This window comes from Streptomyces sp. DSM 42067, from assembly GCF_055792885.1.
This window is the reverse complement of the sequence record NZ_CM147706.1, coordinates 5,063,815-5,084,790: the sequence shown is the minus strand read 5'-3', so window position 1 is coordinate 5,084,790 and position 20,976 is coordinate 5,063,815. Positions and strand designations below refer to the sequence as shown.

Genomic DNA, 20,976 nt, shown 5'->3' with positions numbered 1-20,976 from the left:
TACCGGTATTCCTGCCGCACGGAGTGGCGACCTGGTCTTTTCGGGCAGACCCGCGCACCGAGCGGCGCGATGCCCGGCGACATGGCCGCCGCCGACGTCACAGCCCTGCGAAGCACCAGATCCCGAGCAGCAGCGCGCCTGCTCCGGCGACGGTCGCAAGCGTCGCAGATGCGACCGGGTTCACACCCTGTGCCACGGGTGCCCGATGCAGCACCCGCGCCCCCGTCCACACCAGGAGGGCGGCTCCGAACAGCACGAACACCGTCCCCGCGAAGATCGCCGGCCCGCTCTCCATGCGCTCTGCCCTCCGCCGCTGCTCGTTGGCTCCCCGGGAGCTGCCCCGGACCGACCAGGTCCGGGCGGGAGGCTGGCACAGCCGGGAAGCCGCGGCACGAACCCGAGGTGAACAGCAGACGGCATCGCGGCGCGCACTCGGAGGTGCCGGCGCGCACCCGCCAGGTGACCTGCAACCGGTCAGCGAGAGGCCTGCAACCGGTGAGCGGGACGCCGCCTGCGGCCCACGCCGAGACCGGCCCGCTCAGACCTCAGACCGTGCCGGCCTGCCCACATCGCTCCCACCGGCTCGGGCCGCGTCAGGCCGGCTCAGGCCGAGCCCGGCGCCGGTATCTTCCCGCTCGTCTTTTCACCGTCGGCCCTGCCTACCGTGCACACGACCTTGGTGAACCCCTCCTCCCAGTCGTCCTCGCCTGCGATCCAGCCGTACACGACGAGCTCGGCGCCAGACGCCCAGGTCGACTCGAATGTGTTCTTGCAGAGCTTGTTCGCGTTGTCGAGGGCCTTCTTGTGCGCCATGTTCTCCGGGGCCGGGACCATCCCGATGACCTGGTCGGTGTGCGGCTTGGCGCAGTCGACGAGCGGCGCCCGGTAAGTGTCCTCCTCCTCGATGTAGTTCCAGCAGTCGCCGATGCTCATCTGGCTGACCCACAGGTCCGTGCCCGAGTCGCGGAAGTTCCCCACCTCGCCACCGATCGGGACGTGGCGCCCCAGTACGAGACATGGCGTACCGCCACCGCTCGCCTGGAACCGGTCCTTCGCCGGCGTCAGGGCGTAGGAGCCCGCGTCGGGGAGGGCCGTCGCTATCTCCTCGGTCTGCTGATCGCAGCGCCTCGCGCCCTCGTTGACGGCCTCGTCGTAGTCCTTGGATATGTCGACGGCCACGACCTGCCCGTCAGGAACGTCCTCCGCGCAGTCGACGACGCCGAGGTTGGGCACGGACTTGAACGGCTCGCCCGACCAGACCGCGTTCACGCAGTCTCCGACCTGCAACCGCTTGGTCAGTCCCGCCTTTTCTCCGTACGGGTAAACGGGGCCTGTCGGTGTCGGCGATGGCGTGGCAGTTGGTGACGCCGACTTCTTACCCGCCGAGTTCTTCTTGCCGTCGCCGCTCCCGTCTCCCACGAGCGAGACCGCGGCCCAGGTGCCGCCGCCGACGGCGAGCACCACGGCGACCACGATCGCCACGAGGGCCGCGGCGGGCAGTCGGCGACGCGGCCCATCTGGCCCGCCCGGCCCCGGACCGCCCGGACCACCGGTCTGTCCGGGCCCTCCGAAGTGAGCTCCCGGAGCCCCTGAATAAGGAGAACCGGAACCGGAATGTGTCGGGCCGGAGGCCCCGGACCCGACCGCGTAGGGGTTCCATCCGTCGTACCCGGGGGCACCGCCCTGTGCGAGCGCCGGTGAGCCGAACGGTGTGCCCAGGGGCGTTCCCGCCTGCGACCCGGCCGGTGTGCTCGGTCCGGACGCCGGGGTCTGCGGTGTGTGCGGCGTCTGCGGGGCCTGGGCGGACCGCGGCGTATGCGGAGTGCCGGCGCCCATGGCCCCAGGCGTAACCGGAGTTCCCGGTCCGGATCCGTACCCCGACGCGTGCCCTGCCGGATGGCCGGAGCCGTCCGGCGTCGATCCGGATGCCCATCCGCCCGGTCCGGACGCCGGCCCCGGCACCTGCGTGACCACCGGCGGAGGCCCGAAGAAGCCACCCGACGGCCCCTGAAGGACCCGTTCCAGACCACGGGCCACGGCCTCGGGCGCCGACCGCCGCACCGGGTCCTTGATGAGCAACCCGTTCAGCACGGGAGCGAGTTCACCGGCGCGTTGCGGCGGGTTGGGGTCCTCGGTGAGCAGGGCGGTCAGCGTCGAGTACTCGTCGCTGCGGTCGAAGGGGCCTCGGCCCTCCACGGCCTGGTACAGCGTGGCACCCAGTGAGAAGAGGTCGGCCGCGGGCGTCGGCGGCTCGCCTCGGGCCCGCTCGGGTGCCAGAAAACCGGGAGTTCCGAGGATCCCCGCGGTCGAGGTCAGCCGGGGCTCCCTCGACTCCGGCTGCAGCGCGATGCCGTAGTCCGTGAGCAGCACACGCGCGTGCGGATCGCCCGAAGCGTCCGGCGCCAGAAGGATGTTGGCCGGTTTCACATCCCGGTGCAGGATGCCGATGCGGTGCCCGGCGGTGAGCGCGTCCAGCACCGCTAGCCCGATCCGGGCCGTCTGCTCGGGCGACCGCGGCCCCGACCGGCGCACGAGCTCCTGGAGATCGACCGCGTCCGGCACATACTCCATGACGATCCACGGCAGCCCCTCGTGCAGCAGCACGTCGTGCACCGTCGCCACATGTGGATGGCCGCGCAACCGGGCCGCGTGCCGGGCCTCGCTCCGCGCCCGCGCGATCCTTTCCCGAGCTCTCGGCTCCGCTCGAGCAGGGGAGACCCCATCGGCGGGCTCGGAGGCTTCCATCGGCACATCCGGCATGGCGATCTCCTTCATGGAGACCTCGCAGGCCAACTCCCCGTCATACGCGAGCCAGACGCGCCCCATGCCGCCCGCGCCCAGCGTCCTCAACAGCCGGTAACGACCGTTGATGACCCTGTCTTCACCGTGATCCGGCGTCTCCCCCGCCATGGCGCCTCCCCCGAGACAGCGCGCCTCCCCCGAGGACGCGTGAAGCTGGTCTCTCGAAGGTAGCTTCGCAGACACCACTGACAGGAGGCCTTTTGCGGATCAATCCCGTCATATCGGCCCCCTGAGCCCCAGTAGCCATGTCCGACCCCACAGGCAACCGCGCGCTACGGCGGGGAGGCGCAGGGGAACACCTACGGAACCGTGGGCTCCAGGAAGCCCTGCTCGATCAGCAGCCGGATCTGAGCGGGCGTCCGGTCGCGCAGCAACACAGGGTCCTCGCCGACCAGTTGTGCGATCGCATCAAGGATCCGTCCGGCGCTCAGCGTGCCGTCGCACACGCCCGCGAATCCGGCGCCGACCGTGTCGACCTTTGTCGCCCGGCGCATCCCACGGTGCTGACGCAGCACCACATGCTCGGGGTCCTCGGCTCCGGGTAGCCCGACCTGCTCCTGCACGACCTCGGCGGCGAGCGCGAAGTGCGAGGTGAGCAGCGCCGCGTCGTCGTGCGTCCGCAGATAGTCCTGGCGCTCGAAGTGCCTGAGCACGGTCTCGCCGAGCGGCTGTTCGACCGGGTGCGGCCACTCCTCCACCGTGATGGAGGGCTCCGCCGAGTCCGTCCTGTGCAGCGTGATCCATCCGAACCCGACGGACTTCGTCTTGCGGGCCTCGAACTCGTCGAGCCACGCGTCGTACCGCGCGGCGTACTCGGCCGGGTCCGTGCGGTGGTCGCCCGCGTCGCGCAGCCACAGCTCCGCGTACTGCGTGATGTCCTGCACCTCGCGCTGCACGATCCAGGCGTCGCAGCCGCGCGGCACCCAGGAGCGCAGCCGGTCGGTCCACTCCTCGCCCTCCACGTGCTGCCAGTTGGCGAGGAACTGCGCATACCCGCCCCGGTTCAGCCGCTCCCCCGCCTGCTGGACGAGCGTCCGGCACAGATCGTCCCCGCCCATCCCGCCGTCCCGGTAGGTGAGCCGAGACCCTTCGCGAGAGAGGGGCGAGATCACGAACGGCGGGTTGGACACGATCAGGTCGTACGTCTCGTCGGCCACCGGCTCGAAGAGCGAGCCCTGACGCAGATCCGCCTCCGGGGCCCCGGACAGCGCGAGCGTGAGCCGTGTGATGTGCAGCGCGCGGGGGTTGAGGTCGGTCGCGGTCACCCGGGTCGCGTGCTGGGCGGCGTGCAGCGCCTGGATACCGGAGCCGGTGCCGAGGTCCAGGGCCGATGCCACGGACCTGCGCACCGTGATCCCAGCCAGGGTCGTGGACGCCCCGCCGACGCCCAGCACGACGCCCTCGTCGCGGTTGCCGATGCCTCCGGCACCCCCGACCGCGCACCCGAGGTCCGAGACGATGAACCAGTCCTCGCCGTCAGGTCCGCCGTACGGCCGCACATCCACCGTCGCCGCGACCTCGTCGCCGCCCGCCCGGACCAGCCACCCGCTGTCGAGGCACTCCTCGACCGGCAGAACGTCCGCCACGCGTGCGTGCGGCACGGGTTGCTGCAGCAGAAAGAGTCGTACGAGCGCTTCCAGCGGGGTGTCCCCTCGGGTGGCGCGCAGGGCGGGGACGGTCTCGCTGCGCGCCAGCGCCGCGTACGCGGGTGCGCCGAGCAGTTCGAGAAGCCCGTCGGCGGTGAAGTCGGCGGCCAGGAGGGCGTCGCGCAGCCGGGCGGCGACGTCGGCCCGGCCGGACGAGGGCAGGGAGGACAGGGAGGACAGGGAGGACTGACTGGCGCTACTCACGCGACCCATTGTGTCGCCCAGAGCCCAGAACGGCGCGCTGCCCTGCCTTGCTGTGGGCAGGCAGGTCCGCACCGCTGTGGGCAGGCGTTCCGCAGGGCTGGGGGCACCCGGCACCCCCTGGGGGCACCTCCCGGACGGAGTCTGGGGGAGGTAGCTGGGGGAGAGTGGCACAGCACCACGACGGCGGTCGCCTCGGCGACGTACGAATTGAACACCCGGGCGTCGGGGCGGGCCCGGCCGGAAGCCGCCCCCAAAGGGCGGCGCCCGTCACCCCTGCGTAGCCGCCGGCGAGGCAGACTTGCAGCTCGCCTGCCGCTGCATGGCCTCGCCGACGTCGCCCTCCTCGAGCTTCTCCAGCGCGTCGTTGCCGCTCTTGCTGAGCTTGTCCAGCTCGGTCGCGATGTCCTTGAGACCGTCGGCGAACTTCGCCTGGTCCTCGGTGTTGAGGTCGTCGACCTTCTTCTTCAGGTCCGCGTACGCCGCGGAAATGCTCTTGAGCTCCTCGACGGCGTTCTGCTGCTTCTTCTCGCCGCCGTCGACCGGCGGCGCACCGGCCTTGTCCACGGCGGAGCCGATCGACTTGTACGCGTCAGACATGTCCTGGAAGGCCTGGGAGTCGGTCTTCTGGACGTCCTCCGGCGTGCTGTTGTCCGAGGTCTGCTTCTGGATCGCGGCGTTGGCGTCCTCGATCGCCTTCGCCTGCGGCTTCACCGCGTCGCAGACCGACTTGGCCCAGGAGTCCAGCTCCTCGTTGCTGTCGCCACTGCATCCCGACAGCGCCAGTACCAGTACCGCACCGCCGGACAGTGCGGCCGCGAGCTTCTTGTTCACCGGATTGGTCCCTTCCATGGCTCTCGGCCCCGGAACTTACACGCCAAGTGGGCGACTATCGCATGTCGGACGTCCGCTATGGGCCCTATTGAAGCCATTTGCACCAAGAGAGAGAAGGCTCACGAGCGCACGAAAGCGGGCGCGCAGCGCGCATTAGCGCGCCGCACGCCCGCCCGTCGAGCCCAGTCTGACCAGGCCTTCTGACCAAGGGTCAGGAAACCACCGCCGGGTCGGCCGGCTTGGACGTCCGCTCGGCGTTGTCTTCGTCACTCACGGCGATGCCGCGCCGCTTGGAGACGTACACCGCGCCGACGATGACCACGATGGCCAGCGCCGCGATCAGGACACGGATACCGACACTGGCATCGTCGCCGTAGTTGAATTTGACTACCGCTGGCGCGATGAGGAGCGCCACCAGGTTCATCACCTTCAGCAGCGGGTTGATCGCCGGTCCCGCGGTGTCCTTGAAGGGGTCGCCGACTGTGTCGCCGATCACCGTCGCGGCATGGGCCTCACTGCCCTTGCCACCGTGGTGACCGTCCTCGACGAGCTTCTTCGCGTTGTCCCAGGCGCCCCCGGAGTTGGCGAGGAAGACCGCCATCAGCGTGCCCGTGCCGATCGCACCCGCGAGATACGCACCGAGCGCGCCGACACCGAGCGTGAACCCGATCGCGATCGGCGCCATCACAGCGAGCAGACCCGGCGTCGCGAGCTCGCGCAGCGCATCCTTGGTGCAGATGTCGACCACGCGCCCGTACTCCGGCTTCTCGGTGTAGTCCATGATCCCGGGGTGCTCGCGGAACTGCCGCCGCACCTCGTAGACCACCGCGCCCGCCGAACGCGACACCGCGTTGATGGCGAGACCGGAGAAGAGGAAGACGACGGCCGCACCGGCGATCAGACCGACCAGGTTGTTGGGCTGCGAGATGTCCATCAGCAGGTTCATCGGCGCGTCCCTGCCGGTGACGCTCTCGCCGACCTCCTGTGCGGCGGTGACGATCGCGTCCCGGTACGAGCCGAAGAGCGCCGACGCCGCGAGGACGGCCGTGGCGATGGCGATGCCCTTGGTGATGGCCTTCGTGGTGTTGCCCACGGCATCCAGGTCGGTGAGCACCTGAGCGCCCGAGCCCGTGACGTCACCGGACATCTCGGCGATGCCCTGCGCGTTGTCGGAGACCGGACCGAAGGTGTCCATGGCGACGATCACGCCGACCGTGGTGAGCAGACCGGTACCGGCCAGCGCCACCGCGAAGAGCGCCAGCATGATCGACGTACCGCCGAGCAGGAACGCCCCGTACACGCCGAGGCCGATCAGCAGTGCGGTGTAGACCGCCGATTCGAGACCCACGGAGATACCGGCGAGGACGACAGTGGCCGGGCCGGTGAGGGAGGTCTTGCCGATGTCCCGCACGGGTCGCCGGGTGGTCTCGGTGAAGTAGCCGGTGAGCTGCTGGATCAGCGCGGCCAGGACGATGCCGATCGCCACGGCGACCAGCGCGAGGATCCGCGGGTCACCGCTCTTGGCCTGGATCACCGCGTCGGTGACGCCCTTCAGGTCGGCGTACGAAGACGGCAGGTAGACGAAGACCGCGGCGGCCACCAGCGCCAGCGAGATCAGCGCGGAGATGAAGAAACCGCGGTTGATCGCGGACATGCCGCTGCGGTCCGCACGGCGGGGCGCCACAGCGAAGATGCCGATCATCGCCGTCACGACGCCGATCGCGGGAACGATCAGCGGGAAGGCGAGACCTGCGTCGCCGAAGGCCGCCTTGCCGAGGATCAGCGCGGCGACCAGTGTCACGGCGTACGACTCGAAGAGGTCCGCGGCCATACCTGCGCAGTCGCCGACGTTGTCGCCCACATTGTCGGCGATGGTCGCGGCATTACGCGGGTCGTCCTCCGGAATGCCCTTCTCGACCTTGCCGACCAGGTCGGCGCCGACGTCGGCGGCCTTGGTGAAGATGCCGCCGCCGACACGCATGAACATCGCGATCAGAGCGGCGCCGAGACCGAAGCCCTCAAGGACCTTCGGCGCATCGGCCGCGTACACGAGCACCACACAGGAGGCTCCGAGCAGACCGAGCCCCACCGTGAACATGCCGACGACGCCGCCTGTACGGAACGCGATCTTCATGGCCTTGTGCGAGACGGCCGTCAGATCCTTTTCGGGTTCTCCTTCTGCGGGAGTCGCTTCGCGCGCGGCGGCTGCCACACGCACATTGCTCCGTACGGCGAGCCACATGCCGATATAGCCGGTGGCCGCCGAGAATGCCGCGCCGATCAGGAAGAACACCGAGCGTCCGGCGCGCTGATTCCAGTCGTCCGCGGGCAGCAGCATGAGCAGGAAGAACACCACGACGGCGAATACCGCGAGAGTGCGCAGCTGCCGGGCCAGATAGGCATTCGCGCCTTCCTGCACCGCCGCCGCGATCTTCTTCATGCTGTCGGTGCCCTCGCCTGCCGCGAGCACCTGGCGCACCAGCACTCCGGCGACCACCAGAGCCGCGAGCGCGACGGCCGCGATGACGGTCACGATGAGGCGGTTGTCGTCGGTCAGAACTGCGGCTGCGAAGGTTGAGGGATGGTCCAGCTGATGAGGGGTAGAAAGCCCCGCCATTCGTCCTCCTTGACGCTTGGGCTGAGCTCAAGATGTGGACGGATTGTAGGTAGCAGGCCCTGATCAAAACAGAGCGCGACAAACGGAATCGGACTTCATGTGCTCTTCAGCAAATGATCCCTCAACGCCGGCGACATCCAAAAGGAGTAATGCCTTGAAAGCGTTGACGCCAGATGAATGATCTAGGTAAATGAAAAAGGCCCTGTTCAACAGGGCCCGAAAGAGAAAAAGATCAGAACATGTGTGCGTCGCCAGGCGCGGGTAGATGGGTCAGCGACCAGCGCACGCGATCACGGCAGCACCGCCGCCGACGCGGTCGGCCAGCTCATGCGGATGAGGCCGCCGTGCTCGTCGGCCCTCACCTCGACATCGTCCACGAGACCACTGATGACTGCGAGGCCCATCTCGTCCTCTTCCGGCTCGAGCTCGTCGGCTGCCACACCGTCCGCGCCAGGCGCGCCGTGAGAAGCAGCCGCATGCGGCACCTCGTCGCCGACCTCGATGGAGAACTGCTTCTCCTCCTCGGTCAGCACCACCCGCACCGGCGCGGTGACGCCGCCGCTCTGGTGCAGCCCGACGGCCCGGCTGCAGGCCTCGCCGACAGCGAGCCTGACCTCGTCGAGAACGGCCTCGTCCACCCCAGCCCTGCGCGCAACTGCTGCCGCCACCAGTCGGGCGGTCCTGACATGCTCGGGTAGCGCGCTGAAGCGGAGTTCAACGGTGGCCATGCATCCCCCTCGGACGTATGGGCGTGCTCTCGGAAGACCGGGCCACAGCGGCCCGGTCTCCCTACTTGTGCACCCCGGTTCGGAGCCCGGGGAGACCGGCTCAGTCGGTGGCCGCGACCGCTTCCTCAACTGAGGTGTGGATCGGGAACACCTTCGTCAGGCCGGTGATCCGGAAGATCTTCAGAATGCGCTCCTGGTTGCAGACCAGGCGCAGCGAGCCCTCATGGGCACGCACCCGCTTCAGTCCGCCCACCAGCACGCCGAGCCCGGTGGAGTCGAGGAAGTCCACGCCCTCCATGTCGACGACGAGGTGGAAATTGCCGTCGTTCACCAGCTCGACCAGCTGCTCGCGCAGCTTGGGCGCGGTATATACATCAATTTCGCCACCGACCTCGACGACCGTACGATCGCCGACGGTACGGGTCGACAGGGACAGGTCCACGGATCCTCCAGCACCTTGCTATCGAGCGGTCGCCCCTAGGGACACCTCGGCTTGAGCCCCCGGGACGGATCGCCAGCCGCGATGGCATTCAATCACTTACCGGCAGGCGTGCACGACGCCTTAGGCCATTGTCCGTCACGCCAGTGACACACTCGATGCCGATGGCCAAGAATCACCGATCCGATCGACGCACGGGGGACACCACGGTGCGCCCCTCCCCTCGTGCTGTCCTGGACCGGCTCGCCCCGGGCCCGAGCCGGGCTTCCCGTATCACTCATACGGAGCACTTGCCCCCAAGAGCGGGACACCATGCCGTCTGGCCGGACCGCATCCGCCCCGAGGTCCTCGCGGCCGTGCAGGCCGCCGGTATCGAGCACCCCTGGTCCCACCAGGCACTCGCCGCGGAGTACGCCCTGGACGGCGAGTGCGTGGTCGTCTCCACCGGCACCGCGTCCGGCAAGTCGCTCGCCTATCTCGTGCCGGTCCTCAGCACCCTGCTCGACGGCTCCGACGCACCCAACGGGCGGGGCGCGACCGCCCTCTACCTCGCTCCCACGAAGGCGCTCGCGGCCGACCAGTGCCGGGCCGTGAAGGATCTCGCCCGGCCCCTGGGCAACGCCGTACGGCCGGCGGCCTACGACGGCGACACCCCCGTCGAGGAGCGCGAGTGGGTGCGCCAGTACGCCAACTACGTCCTGACCAACCCCGACATGCTGCACCGCGGCATACTCCCGTCCCACCCCCGCTGGTCCTCCTTCCTGCGTGCCCTGCGCTATGTCGTCATCGACGAGTGCCACACCTACCGCGGTGTCTTCGGCTCCCACGTCGCCCAGGTAGTGCGCCGCCTGCGCCGCCTGTGCGCCCGCTACGGCTCCGAACCGGTCTTCCTCATGGCCTCCGCCACCGCCGCCGAACCCGCGGTGGCCGCCCAGCGCCTCACCGGACTCCCCGTACGCGAGATTGCCGACGACGCCTCTCCCCGCGGAGAGCTCGTCTTCGCCCTCTGGGAGCCACCGCTCACCGAGCTCCACGGCGAGAAGGGCGCGCCCGTGCGACGCACGGCCACCGCCGAGACCGCCGACCTCCTGACCGACCTGGTCACGCAGGGCGTGCGCACGGTCGCCTTCGTACGGTCCCGCCGGGGGGCCGAGCTGATCTCCGTGATCGCCCAGGAGCGGCTGGCCGGACTGACGTCAGCAGCCGAGACTCCCGGCGACCGCTCGCTCGCCCAGCGCGTTGCGGCCTACCGGGGCGGCTACCTGCCCGAGGAGCGCCGCGCCCTTGAGCGCGCCCTCCACTCCGGGGACCTCCTCGGTCTGGCCGCGACCACCGCCCTCGAGCTCGGAGTCGACGTCTCCGGGCTGGACGCCGTCCTCATCGCCGGCTATCCGGGGACGCGAGCCTCGCTGTGGCAGCAGGCAGGCCGCGCCGGTCGCTCCGGGCAGGGCGCACTGGCCGTGCTTGTCGCCCGGGACGACCCGCTGGACACCTATCTCGTCCACCACCCCGAGGCCCTGTTCCAGAAACCGGTGGAGTCCACGGTCCTGGACCCGGACAACCCGTACGTCCTGGCCCCGCACCTGTGCGCCGCGGCGGCCGAGCTTCCCCTCACAGACGACGACCTTCCCCTCTTCGGTCCGGCCACCGCCGATCTGCTGCCGCAGCTGGAGGCCGCGAAGCTGCTGCGCCGACGTGCCAAGGCCTGGCACTGGACCCGCAGGGAACGGGCCGCGGACCTGACCGACATCCGCGGCGGGGGCGGCCGTCCGGTGCAGATCGTGGAGGCGGCGACCGGCCGGCTGCTCGGCACCGTCGACGCCTCCGCCGCGCACGCCACCGTCCACGACGGTGCGGTCCACCTGCACCAGGGCCGCACGTATCTGGTGCGGCAACTGGACCTGGAGGACTCGGTCGCCCTGGTCGAGGAGGCCGATCCGCCCTATTCGACTGTGGCCCGCGACACCACCTCGATCTCCGTACTGGAGACCGACGTCGAGGTCCCGTGGGGCGAGGCACGTCTGTGCTACGGCTCCGTCGAAGTCACCAACCAGGTCGTCTCCTTTCTGCGTCGCAAACTCATCACTGGCGAGGTGCTGGGCGAGACCAGACTCGACCTCCCTCCTCGTACGCTCCGCACGCGCGCCGTGTGGTGGACGGTCACCGAGGACCAGGTCGACGCCGCGAGGGTCAACCCCGAACAGCTCGGCGGTGCTCTCCACGCCGCGGAACACGCGTCGATCGGCATGCTGCCGCTCTTCGCGACCTGCGACCGCTGGGACATCGGCGGCGTCTCCATCCCGCTGCACCCGGACACCCTGCTCCCCACCGTTTTCGTTTACGACGGCCACCCGGGCGGCGCCGGCTTCGCGGAGCGCGCCTTCCACACCGCTCGGGAGTGGCTCACCGCCACCCGCCAAGCCATCGCATCCTGCGAGTGCGACGCGGGCTGCCCGTCGTGCATCCAGTCCCCGAAGTGCGGCAACGGCAACGATCCCTTGCACAAGCGCGGAGCCGTGCGCCTCCTGACCGTGCTGCTTCAAGGGGCTCCCGAGGACGAGGACGAGGCACCCGGTCCTGTGAAGGCCGCGGAGCGCACCGAGACCTGAGCCTCCGCCTCCGGGCCCGGCCCCGCCACCGGGAGTGAAGCCTGCTCGGGGGCCGGGGGCGGCGGTCCCGGAGCAACCGGTCCCGACGGTCCCGCCCGTGATCTGACCTCCGCCGTCCACGGACCGAGGCCGGCCGCCGCCGTTACGTCCGAGATCTCGCCGGAAACAGTGCATCGCACGAGCCGAGCGCCCTGTGCCTCTGCCACCCGTTCCGCCCGGGCGCACGCGGGCATACCCCCCTCCATCCAGTGGTCCGCCGCCGCAAGTGCGGCAAGGTCGGCTGCTCCACCCGCCTCATGACGAGCGATCACGGCCTGGCCCATGGTGAGCACGGCACCGAACACCAGGCACAGCACCGCGACCGCCCCGACGACCCAGACGGTGGCGGAGCCCCGGTCCGACGCGCGAGCCTGCGACCAGCGGGTTGTCCAGCCGTGCCGCTCGCACCGGCGCCTGTACCGGGAGCGCCTCATCAGCCACTCACCCCCACCGTCTCCTCCGCCAGCGCCACGGCCTCGTGCCGCAGGCGCAGGGACAGTGCCCCGAGGCCCGGTGAGTCCGCTGTGACCTCCACCCGGACCAGGTCACCGTCCCGCCGCACGGTGACCCGTGCCCCGTCCGGTGCGGCCTGCTCCGCCGCCGCCACAGCTACCTTCTGCGGATCCTGGCGGGCGGCGGCACGAGCCCCGGCCCGCGCGGCGTCCACACACTGGATCTGGGCGGACGCGGCCAGCAGCGCCCACACCAGTCCCATCGCGAACAGCACCAGAGAGGGAAGCACCACCGCCGCCTCGGCCGTCGCGAAGCCCTGGTCCCGAGGCCGCCGGACCGAGCGCCTCACAGGGGTCACATCCCTCTCGCCCCCACCCGCATGCGTCACATCGCCCGCATGGATCTCAGGCCCGCCCGCATGCGTCACACCCTCGCCCGCACGCGTCTCACTCCTGCCCGCGTGCGTCTCGTCGCCGGCCGCATGCGGCTGGTGCCAATCCTTTGTCGGCCACGCCTCATCAGAACTGGACATCGAGCGCCTTCTCCACGATGCCCTGCAGCGCGGCCTTCACCTGCCCACTCGTCAGCACCTTGTAGAGCAGGGAGGCGAACCCCACTGCCGCGATCAGGCCCATCGCGTACTCAGAGGTGACCATCCCCGCGTCCCTCGGCCGCTCCGCGGACGCCGTACGAACCTTGCGCAACAGGCCACGCACGCGTGCCCGCATCACTTCACACATCTCAACCCCCAGAAAGATCCAATGGAATTCGGTACTTGAGGCCCGCTCGTGCGACGGGCCCTGCGTTGCACGGTCCGGTGCCCGGACTCACGCCCCCCTCTCAGCCACCACCCCCGCCCAGCACGCCACCCGCCAGCCCGATCAGCACCGGGACGACCCCGACGGCGATGAACGCGGGCAGAAAGCACAGCCCGACGGGAGCTGTGATCAGCACCCCGGCGCGGCGCGCCTTGGCCATGGCCGTACGCCCCCACTCGGCCCTGGCCTCCGTGGCCAGCCGTGCGACCGGTACGGCCGCCGGTGCACCCGACTCTCCGGCCCGCTCCAGCAGCCGGGCCAGCGCCTCGGCCCCCGGTATCGCGGCCAGCCGCCGCCATGCCTCGGCAGGTTCGCCGCCGAGCCGCACCTCGGCCGCGCCCCACGCCAGCCGCTCGCCCACCGGACCGCCCAGCGATCCGCCAACCGCCTGCGCGGCCCTGACGGGGTCGGCGCCAGCCGCGATGCATGCCGCCAGCAGATCGGCGGCGAGCGGCAGTTGCCGTGCCGCGGCATCCGCATCGACGTCCGGTGCCGGCGCACCTGTCCGCCGCCAGCGCAAGGCGCCGTACCCGGCGACCGCCCCGACGAGGCAGCCCACAACACCGCCCACCAGCGCATATCCGGCACACGCCGCGCCCACCACCGGCGCCCATCTCCGTACCGCATGCCGCACTCGCGCTTCTCTGGCAGGAGCCGCCCGGCGCACCGTGCCCAGCAGTGCACTCAGCCGGCGCCGCACCGTCCGTTCACGCCGCCCGGAACTCAGTAGGTGCACCAGCGACAGCACAGTCACCGCGACGCACACCGCCGCCCCCAGCCTGTGGACAACGTTCACTGCCGCTCCGCCCCTCGTACGATCCTCAGTGCCCACCACAACCCCGCCCCCTCCAGCACCCCGCCCACGAGCAGGCAGCCGAGCCCCGGCCCGGTGTGCAGCAGCACCCGCAGCGGGTCGGCGCCCAGTGCCGTACCGAGAAGCAGGCCAAGGAGGGGAAGCGCCGCGAGCAGTACGGCCGTTGAGCGAGCTCCCGCCAATTGGGCTCTCAGGTCCGCCCTTTGATCGCGCTCCGCACGCAGTGCGCTCTCCAGCCGGTCCAGCCCGGCGGCGAGGCCGGCCCCTCTGTCCACAGCGACCCGCCAGCACGCCGCGAGCCCTCGCAGACCTTCGGCCCCCGGCTCCCGCGCGGACTCTCCCAGCGCCCCCGGAACGTCCCCGCCGAACCGGGCTGCTGCTACCACTGCCGCCCGGGCCCCGCCGAGCCCACCGGAATCGCGGGCCGCCACGAGCAGCGCCTCGGCGGGCTGCCGCCCCGCGCGCACTTCTCCGGCGAGCGCTCCGCACAGCGCGATCACCGCGTCGGCCCGTTTCTCGCTCAGCTGTCGTGCCGTACGGGCACGCAGCGCCCGCCCGGCAAGGGGCACACCCACTGACCCCACGACAAGCGGCACCAAGGACTCCCCGATGAGCGCGACGGTCACCCCGGCCATAAGGCACCACCATTCGGGCCGCAGCCGAGCGCGGCACCAGGCACTCGCCCAACCCCATGGCGACCGGACGGGTCCTGTGGGCCCACCCTCCGCCAGCAGCCGCCGAGCACGTCGCACCACTCGGTCACGCCCGGCCATCACCCAGGCCGCCGCTCCCGCGCACACCATCGCCGCGCACATCGGCGCTGAGGGCACAATCGCTGTCACAGCGCCCCACCCCCGAGCAGTTCCCGTAGCCGCTGCCAGCCGCGCTCGTACCGGAACGCGTCCGCGCCCCAGCGCAGAGCGGGCACCGTCACCACAAGCCCGGAGGCCTCCCGCTCCAGCACGTGCACCTCTGCGATACGCCGCCGTCCGTCGCGATCGCGGACAAGATGGAGCACCACAGACAGCGCGGCCGCCAACTGGCTGTGCAGCGCCGCCCGGTCGAGACCGGCCGCAGTGCCCAGTGCCTCCAGTCGCGCCGGCACATCGCCCGCGGCATTGGCATGGACGGTGCCACAGCCTCCTTCGTGACCCGTGTTGAGCGCAGCAAGCAGATCGACGACCTCCGCGCCCCGCACCTCGCCGACGACCAGCCGGTCGGGCCGCATCCGCAGGGCCTGGCGCACCAAGTCCTCGAGCGTGACGAGCCCCGCACCCTCTTGGTTGGCGGGCCTGGTCTCCAGGCGCACCACATGAGGATGGTCGGGCCGCAGCTCCGCGGAGTCCTCGGCGAGTACGATCCGCTGGCCCGGTCCGACCAGTCCGAGCAGGGCACTCAGCAGAGTGGTCTTGCCCGAGCCCGTACCGCCGCTGATCAGGAACGACAGCCTCGCCTCGAGCAGCGCTCGCAGCACCCGCTCTCCGCCGGGCGGCACCGTGCCCGCCGCCACCAGCTCGTCCAGGGTGAAGGCACGCGGCCGCACGACCCGCAGAGACAGACAGGTCGAGCCCACGGCGACCGGCGGCAGCACCGCGTGCAGTCGCGTCCCGTCCGGAAGCCGGGCGTCCACCCAGGGCCGTGCGTCGTCGAGCCGCCGCCCGGCCACGGCCGCCAGACGCTGGGCAAGGCGTCGTACCGCCGCCGCGTCCGGGAAGGACACACCGGTGAGCTCCAGGCCGCCCCCTCGGTCCACCCACACCCGGTCGGGCGCGGAGACCAGGACGTCGGTCACCCGCGGGTCGGCGAGCAGCGGCTCCAGGGGCCCCGTGCCGACCAGCTCGGAACGCAACTGTTCGGCTGCGCCCAGTACTTCGGCGTCGCCGAGCACCCTGCCCTGCTCCCTCAACGCCTGGGCCACCCGGGCCGGGGTCGGGTCGGAACCACTTTCGGCGAGCCACTGCCGCACTCCGTCCAGCAGCCCGGCACCCCTTCCGGCCTGCCCCGCGTGTCCGGGGCCACCTGCCACCGCGATGGGCCGGCGGCTCATACGCCCCCTCCTTCAGCGGGCACCCGCTCCCAGAAGGCGCTGCAGAACCGCGCCAGCGGACCGCGCGCGGCCGCCCCGGGCGGCGTACCGCTCGCCTGAGCCGCCAACAGGCCGGGCTCTACCGGGAGTTCTCCCGCCAGCGGCAGCCCCAGGAGCCGCGCGACCTCCTCCGCGGGGAGCCCGCCGAGCCCACCGCTGCCACGCCCGGCACCCACCACGACCCGCAGATCCTGCAGCACCATGCCCACCACCGACGCGACCCGTCTCGCCGCGGCCACCGCGCGAAGTTCAGGTGGCACCACCAGCAGCCCCAGGTCCAGCTGAGCGAGGACCTCGGCGGTCCCGTCGTCCACCCGGCGCGGCAGATCCACGACCACCGAGCCGCCCCGCCGGCGCGCGGCGGCGAGGACCGCGCGCACGGCCTCCGGCGGCACGACCACCGAATCGCCCCGGTCCCAGCTGAGGACCCGCAGCGCATGCAGCTCGGGCAGCGACTCCTCGAGGGCCGAGCCGCCGACCCGCCCGCGTGACTCCGCGAACGCGGGCCAGCGCAGCCCGTCGGCGGTCTCACCACCCAGCAGTACGTCGAGGCCGCCGCCCAGCGGGTCGGCGTCCACGAGCAAGGTGCGGCGCCCCTCCCGTGCCGACGTCACCGCGAGCGCACACGCGAGCGTGGAAGCCCCCGCGCCTCCGCGCCCGCCGATCACCCCGACTGTGAGCGCGGGCAATCCCGCGCCCTCGGCCACGTCGGCGATCCGGTCCACCAGCCACTGCTCACCGTCGGGGAGCCGCAGCACATGGTCGGCGCCGATCTCCACGGCCCGCTGCCACACGTCCGGGTCGTCCTGGTCGTGACCGACCAGTACCACTCCCCGTCTGCGGACAGCGCCCCTCACCCGGACGGCGGCATCGTCCCCGACCAGCACGAGGGGCGCCGCTTCCCAGTCGCCTCGCTGCTCGGGCACCCCGTGGTGCACCTCGGGTCTCGCCCCTGCCGCGGCACACAGCCGCAGCAGGTCGTCCAGCAACTCCACGTCCTCCGTGACGATCAGCGGTGCGCCCTGCCGCCTGTCGGCGGCCGGCGACCGGTCGTATGCGATGGCTCCCGCCACGATCCCCAGCCCCTCTCGCTGTACACGTCATGCGCCCGTGAACCCGCGAGCACGGAGGACCGGCTGCCAATTCGCCAAACAGAAGTGGCGACTGGAAGCGGCCGCAGGAACCGGCGAAAGCGAGCCGGGTCTTGAACTCCGCGAGCGGGACGAGCGGAATCACCGTGCAGCGATCCCGGAAATCGTGTGGATCTTGGTCAATAACTGTGGACAAGCCTGTGGTTGTGAATATCCCCCTCACCCATACCGGTGACATCGCCGGAACTTCCACAGAGCAGCGCAACCACTACACAGAGTAACCAGTTGAGACAGTCGGACGGCAGCACCGCTGAAGCCACAGGGAGGGCTCGATGATCGGAGAAGAGGGGACGAAATGCGTCCGGACATGCGACGACCCCCGCCGGGGGGGAGAGCGGGGGTCGTCCCCACGGCCGACTCGGGGGGGGAGGAGTCGGACCGGGTTAGCACGGTCGCGAACGATCCGTGACTTCCATGGTGTACCCGAGAGCCCTCTCAGGCAAACCCACGCGCCACACCTTACGCCGAATGGTGGGCCCCTATGCTCTGGCACGTGGAAAACCACTCGTCGCCTCGCGCAGCTGCCTTCTTCGACCTGGACAAGACGGTCATTGCGAAGTCGAGCACGCTCACCTTCAGCAAGTCGTTCTACCAAGGCGGGCTGATCAACCGCCGGGCCGTACTGCGCACCGCGTATGCCCAGTTCGTCTTCCTGGCGGGCGGGGCCGACCACGATCAGATGGAGCGCATGCGCGAGTATCTGTCGGCGCTGTGCCGAGGGTGGAACGTGCAGCAGGTGAAGGAGATCGTCGCCGAGACCCTGCACGACCTGATCGACCCGATCATCTACGACGAGGCCGCCTCGCTCATCGAGGAGCACCACACCGCCGGCCGCGACGTCGTGATCGTCTCCACCTCGGGCGCGGAGGTCGTCGAGCCCATCGGGGAACTGCTCGGGGCGGACCGGGTCGTGGCGACACGGATGGTCGTCGGCGATGACGGCTGCTTCACGGGAGAGGTGGAGTACTACGCGTACGGACCCACCAAGGCGGAAGCGATCAAGGAGCTGGCGGCGTCGGAGGGGTACGACCTCGCGCGATGTTATGCGTACAGCGACTCGATGACCGACGTGCCCATGCTGGAGTCCGTCGGTCATCCATATGCGGTCAACCCCGACCGCGCACTGCGCCGCGAGGCCGTCTCGCGCCAGTGGCCGATTCTCGACTTCCATCGACCTGTCCGGCTCAAGCAGCGGATCCCCGCGTTCAAGGTGCCCCCGCGCCCGGCACTGGTCGCCGTGGCCGCCGTCGGCGCCGCCGCTGCAACCGCGGGTCTCGTCTGGTACGCGAGCCGCCGCCGCACCACGACGGCATGACCCTCAGACCCGGCGCGGGGCACCTCTGCCGCGCCCGCCCCGCCACCAGCGCAGACGCCGCGCACAGCGTCCGAATCACCCTTGTTTGAACCTAAAAGTAAAAGAAGTTCAGCCAGCACTTCCGCTTGCCCTTGACCCTGGAGTACAAAGGACTCAACGGCCCGCGAGACCAAGGCAATATCCGAAAGGATCACCTTTAACGCAACGAAGGCCCACGGACCGATGCATGAACACCGGGCACCCACGCGACGTCGACCCGTCGATTACGGGCCAGCCGCACCAGGCGACGGGCAGAGTCCCCGGCCTGATGGGCAGATATCGAGGACGCTTGGTAACGCGGTGAACATGCCAGCGGCGGTACGAATCCTCGTACCGCCGCAGCCCTGCCCGGGACCCGCCCGCTTTACGCCGCTCCGCGCTGGAGCGCCTCACAGACGGCCGTCGACTCCCTGACGCCCAGCTCAACTGCCCGCCCGCAGTGGGCGATCCAGGCCGCCATCCCGTCCGGCGTACCGGACGCATAGCCCTCGAGCGCGGCCGCATAGGCCACCCGTCCCTGCTCCGCGTGGCCGACCTCGGCCGGGCAGACGGACTTCGGGTCGAGGCCGCTGCCGATCAGCACGATGCGCTCGGCCGCGCGCGCGACCAGCCCGTTGTGCGAGCCGAAGGGTCGCAGCGCCAGCAGCTCACCGTGCACCACGGCAGCGGTCACCAGCGCCGGGGCCTGGCTGCCCGCGATGATCAACTGCGACAGGCCGTCCAGGCGGGCGGCCACCTCGTCCGCGCCGGGCAGCGGAAGGTCGATCAGCGGTTCGTCGACCGGTTCGCCGTCCCGCCGGGGGCGTCCCACCTCCTCGGACCGCCCGGCGGCCGCCACCAGATGGAGGCGCGCCAGCACCCGGAGCGGCGACTGCCGCCAGATGGAGAGCAGTTGACCCGCCTCGGCGGTCAGCCGCAGGGCCGCGCCGACGGTGCGCGCCTCGTCGTCGCCGCTGAAGTCGGTGCGCCGGCGTACTTCCTCGAGCGCCCAGTCGGCGCCCGACAGCGCCGCGGATCCGCGTGCGCCACGCAGCGCCGCCTCAGAGGTGATCTCACTGCTGCGGCGCCGCATGATCCTGTGGCCGTAGACCCGGTCCACCGCCCTGCGCACCGAGTCCACGGAGTCGGCGACACCGGGCAGGGAGCTCAGGGCCGCGAGCGGGTCGGCGGGCGCACCTTTCATACTCATGAGTACGACATTACGCGTCGGACGATCTCCCACGACCACTGCTCCGATGAGCTTCTCGCCACACCGCCTTCGCCCACGAAGGGGTGGTCTTTCCTCATGCCGTGTTGCCACGCTCCGAGATCACGCCATTACGCTTGGCGAACATGAAGATCGCTTTCGTAGGGAAGGGCGGCAGTGGCAAGACCACACTGTCTTCCCTCTTCATCCGTCATCTCGCCGCCACCGGCGCTCCGGTGCTCGCCGTCGACGCGGACATCAACCAGCACCTGGGCGCCGCTCTAGGTCTCGAGGAGGCGGAGGCCGCCGCGCTGCCCGCGATGGGCGACCGGCTGCCGCTGATCAAGGACTATCTGCGCGGCACCAACCCGCGGATCTCCTCCGCTGAGACGATGATCAAGACGACACCACCCGGCGAGGGTTCCCGGCTGTTGCGGGTGTGCGAGGACAATCCGGTCTACGAGGCGTGCGCCCGCCCCGTGGAACTCGACGGCGCCGCCGCCCGTTTGATGGTCACCGGCCCCTTCACCGAAGCCGACCTCGGCGTCGCCTGCTATCACTCGAAGACGGGCGCGGTGGAACTGTGCCTGAACCATCTGGTGGACGGCCGCGGCGAGTACGTGGTCGTCGACATGACGGCAGGCTCGGACTCCTTCGCGTCCGGCATGTTCACCCGCTTCGACATGACCTTCCTGGTGGCCGAGCCGACCCGTAAGGGAGTGTCCGTCTACCGCCAGTACAAGGAGTACGCGCGGGACTTCGGCGTGGTGCTGAAAGTCGTCGGCAACAAGGTGCAGGGGCAGGACGACATCGACTTTCTGCGAGCGGAGGTGGGAGAGGACCTGCTGGTTACGGTCGGGCACTCGGACTGGGTGCGCGCCATGGAGAAGGGCCGCCCGCCCCGGTTCGAGCTCCTGGAGGACGTCAACCACCGCGCCCTGCAAGCCCTTCGGACGGCCGCAGACGCGACGTACGACGTCCGTGACTGGGACCGCTATACGCGCCAGATGGTGCACTTCCACCTGAAGAACGCGCAGAGCTGGGGCAACGCGCGGACGGGCGAGGATCTGGCGTCGCAGGTGGACCCCGGCTTTGTGCTGCGGGAGAGCCTCGACGGCTCGGAGGTCAGTGCCCCTCAGCCGGCATGACCGCCGGGCTGCCGTCGCGTCGTCGGCAGCAGCCCGGCCAGTCGCCGGCGC

Annotated in this window: 17 protein-coding genes and 1 pseudogene; 3 read left to right on the top strand and 15 right to left on the bottom strand. The window is 70.6% G+C overall.

Translation table 11 applies throughout. From position 1 onward, the window contains the following. Nucleotides 1–97: 97 nt before the first annotated feature. The 7 genes from ACSMXV_RS23330 to bldG form a co-directional block, all read right to left on the bottom strand. Nucleotides 98–295, bottom strand: a complete 198-nt coding sequence (locus ACSMXV_RS23330) for a hypothetical protein (RefSeq protein ID WP_181656008.1) — start codon at nt 293–295, stop codon at nt 98–100. A gap of 308 nt (nt 296–603) precedes the next feature. After that, complete coding sequence (locus tag ACSMXV_RS23325; RefSeq protein WP_473173253.1) at nt 604–2,910, bottom strand: serine/threonine-protein kinase; 2,307 nt, start codon at nt 2,908–2,910, stop codon at nt 604–606. Nucleotides 2,911–3,101: 191 nt separating this feature from the next. Further along, nucleotides 3,102–4,661 carry a DUF7059 domain-containing protein gene (locus ACSMXV_RS23320; RefSeq protein WP_473173252.1) on the bottom strand — a complete coding sequence of 520 codons (1,560 nt, stop codon included), beginning with the start codon at nt 4,659–4,661 and terminating at the stop codon, nt 3,102–3,104. Between the two features lie 258 nt (nt 4,662–4,919). Continuing rightward, nucleotides 4,920–5,501, bottom strand: a complete 582-nt coding sequence (locus ACSMXV_RS23315) for a small secreted protein (protein ID WP_473173251.1) — start codon at nt 5,499–5,501, stop codon at nt 4,920–4,922. 193 nt (nt 5,502–5,694) lie between these two features. Then, nucleotides 5,695–8,100 carry a sodium-translocating pyrophosphatase gene (locus ACSMXV_RS23310; protein ID WP_473173250.1) on the bottom strand — a complete coding sequence of 802 codons (2,406 nt, stop codon included), beginning with the start codon at nt 8,098–8,100 and terminating at the stop codon, nt 5,695–5,697. 290 nt (nt 8,101–8,390) lie between these two features. Continuing rightward, nucleotides 8,391–8,828: an ATP-binding protein gene (locus ACSMXV_RS23305; protein ID WP_181656013.1), complete on the bottom strand. Its 438-nt coding sequence runs from the start codon at nt 8,826–8,828 to the stop codon at nt 8,391–8,393. Nucleotides 8,829–8,928: 100 nt separating this feature from the next. Beyond that, nucleotides 8,929–9,270, bottom strand: coding sequence for an anti-sigma factor antagonist BldG (bldG, locus tag ACSMXV_RS23300; protein ID WP_010986038.1), 342 nt, complete (start codon nt 9,268–9,270; stop codon nt 8,929–8,931). Nucleotides 9,271–9,351: 81 nt separating this feature from the next. Here bldG and ACSMXV_RS23295 point away from each other — a divergent pair. Next, nucleotides 9,352–11,876, top strand: a pseudogene (locus ACSMXV_RS23295) (DEAD/DEAH box helicase). On the opposite strand, the gene ACSMXV_RS23290 reads toward ACSMXV_RS23295, so the two are convergent. From ACSMXV_RS23290 to ssd, 7 genes are all read right to left on the bottom strand, one after another. Continuing rightward, a complete protein-coding gene (locus ACSMXV_RS23290) occupies nt 11,807–12,349 on the bottom strand; it encodes an Rv3654c family TadE-like protein (protein ID WP_473173249.1) in 543 nt (180 codons plus the stop codon). The pseudogene ACSMXV_RS23295 and the gene ACSMXV_RS23290 sit on opposite strands and share 70 nt — an antisense overlap. Continuing rightward, complete coding sequence (locus ACSMXV_RS23285; RefSeq protein WP_473173248.1) at nt 12,349–12,717, bottom strand: TadE family type IV pilus minor pilin; 369 nt, start codon at nt 12,715–12,717, stop codon at nt 12,349–12,351. The genes ACSMXV_RS23290 and ACSMXV_RS23285 overlap by 1 nt, the downstream gene beginning before the upstream one ends. Before the next feature lie 169 nt (nt 12,718–12,886). Next, nucleotides 12,887–13,108 (bottom strand): DUF4244 domain-containing protein, encoded by a 222-nt coding sequence (locus tag ACSMXV_RS23280; RefSeq protein WP_473173247.1) that lies wholly within the window; start codon nt 13,106–13,108, stop codon nt 12,887–12,889. Between the two features lie 100 nt (nt 13,109–13,208). Continuing rightward, nucleotides 13,209–13,982 (bottom strand): type II secretion system F family protein, encoded by a 774-nt coding sequence (locus tag ACSMXV_RS23275; protein ID WP_473173246.1) that lies wholly within the window; start codon nt 13,980–13,982, stop codon nt 13,209–13,211. After that, nucleotides 13,979–14,815, bottom strand: a complete 837-nt coding sequence (locus tag ACSMXV_RS23270; RefSeq protein WP_473179040.1) for a type II secretion system F family protein — start codon at nt 14,813–14,815, stop codon at nt 13,979–13,981. The genes ACSMXV_RS23275 and ACSMXV_RS23270 overlap by 4 nt, the downstream gene beginning before the upstream one ends. A gap of 23 nt (nt 14,816–14,838) precedes the next feature. Further along, nucleotides 14,839–16,047: a TadA family conjugal transfer-associated ATPase gene (locus ACSMXV_RS23265; RefSeq protein WP_473173245.1), complete on the bottom strand. Its 1,209-nt coding sequence runs from the start codon at nt 16,045–16,047 to the stop codon at nt 14,839–14,841. Next, on the bottom strand, nt 16,044–17,159 hold the full coding sequence (ssd, locus tag ACSMXV_RS23260; RefSeq protein ID WP_473173244.1) for a septum site-determining protein Ssd: 1,116 nt from the start codon (nt 17,157–17,159) through the stop codon (nt 16,044–16,046). Before ssd ends, ACSMXV_RS23265 begins: the two co-directional genes overlap by 4 nt. A 559-nt stretch (nt 17,160–17,718) precedes the next feature. On the opposite strand from ssd, the gene ACSMXV_RS23255 reads away from it, so the two are divergent. After that, on the top strand, nt 17,719–18,552 hold the full coding sequence (locus ACSMXV_RS23255) for an HAD family hydrolase (protein WP_473173243.1): 834 nt from the start codon (nt 17,719–17,721) through the stop codon (nt 18,550–18,552). Between the two features lie 403 nt (nt 18,553–18,955). Here ACSMXV_RS23255 and ACSMXV_RS23250 read toward each other — a convergent pair whose 3' ends face one another. Beyond that, nucleotides 18,956–19,780, bottom strand: a complete 825-nt coding sequence (locus ACSMXV_RS23250) for a Fic family protein (RefSeq protein ID WP_473173242.1) — start codon at nt 19,778–19,780, stop codon at nt 18,956–18,958. 143 nt (nt 19,781–19,923) lie between these two features. On the opposite strand from ACSMXV_RS23250, the gene ACSMXV_RS23245 reads away from it, so the two are divergent. Continuing rightward, a complete protein-coding gene (locus ACSMXV_RS23245; protein ID WP_473173241.1) occupies nt 19,924–20,925 on the top strand; it encodes an ATP-binding protein in 1,002 nt (333 codons plus the stop codon). The last annotated feature ends 51 nt before the right edge of the window (nt 20,926–20,976 follow it).

Bases quoted from the DNA above. Each gene is read 5' to 3' on its own strand.
- ACSMXV_RS23330 (WP_181656008.1), bottom strand. From the start codon at position 295: ATGGAGAGCGGGCCGGCGATCTTCGCGGGGACGGTGTTCGTGCTGTTC.
- ACSMXV_RS23325 (WP_473173253.1), bottom strand. From the start codon at position 2,910: ATGGCGGGGGAGACGCCGGATCACGGTGAAGACAGGGTCATCAACGGT.
- ACSMXV_RS23320 (WP_473173252.1), bottom strand. From the start codon at position 4,661: ATGGGTCGCGTGAGTAGCGCCAGTCAGTCCTCCCTGTCCTCCCTGTCC.
- ACSMXV_RS23315 (WP_473173251.1), bottom strand. From the start codon at position 5,501: ATGGAAGGGACCAATCCGGTGAACAAGAAGCTCGCGGCCGCACTGTCC.
- ACSMXV_RS23310 (WP_473173250.1), bottom strand. From the start codon at position 8,100: ATGGCGGGGCTTTCTACCCCTCATCAGCTGGACCATCCCTCAACCTTC.
- ACSMXV_RS23305 (WP_181656013.1), bottom strand. From the start codon at position 8,828: ATGGCCACCGTTGAACTCCGCTTCAGCGCGCTACCCGAGCATGTCAGG.
- ACSMXV_RS23290 (WP_473173249.1), bottom strand. From the start codon at position 12,349: ATGAGGCGCTCCCGGTACAGGCGCCGGTGCGAGCGGCACGGCTGGACA.
- ACSMXV_RS23280 (WP_473173247.1), bottom strand. From the start codon at position 13,108: ATGTGTGAAGTGATGCGGGCACGCGTGCGTGGCCTGTTGCGCAAGGTT.
- ACSMXV_RS23270 (WP_473179040.1), bottom strand. From the start codon at position 14,815: ATGTGCGCGGCGATGGTGTGCGCGGGAGCGGCGGCCTGGGTGATGGCC.
- ACSMXV_RS23265 (WP_473173245.1), bottom strand. From the start codon at position 16,047: ATGAGCCGCCGGCCCATCGCGGTGGCAGGTGGCCCCGGACACGCGGGG.
- ACSMXV_RS23255 (WP_473173243.1), top strand. From the start codon at position 17,719: ATGCTCTGGCACGTGGAAAACCACTCGTCGCCTCGCGCAGCTGCCTTC.
- ACSMXV_RS23250 (WP_473173242.1), bottom strand. From the start codon at position 19,780: ATGAGTATGAAAGGTGCGCCCGCCGACCCGCTCGCGGCCCTGAGCTCC.
- ACSMXV_RS23245 (WP_473173241.1), top strand. From the start codon at position 19,924: ATGAAGATCGCTTTCGTAGGGAAGGGCGGCAGTGGCAAGACCACACTG.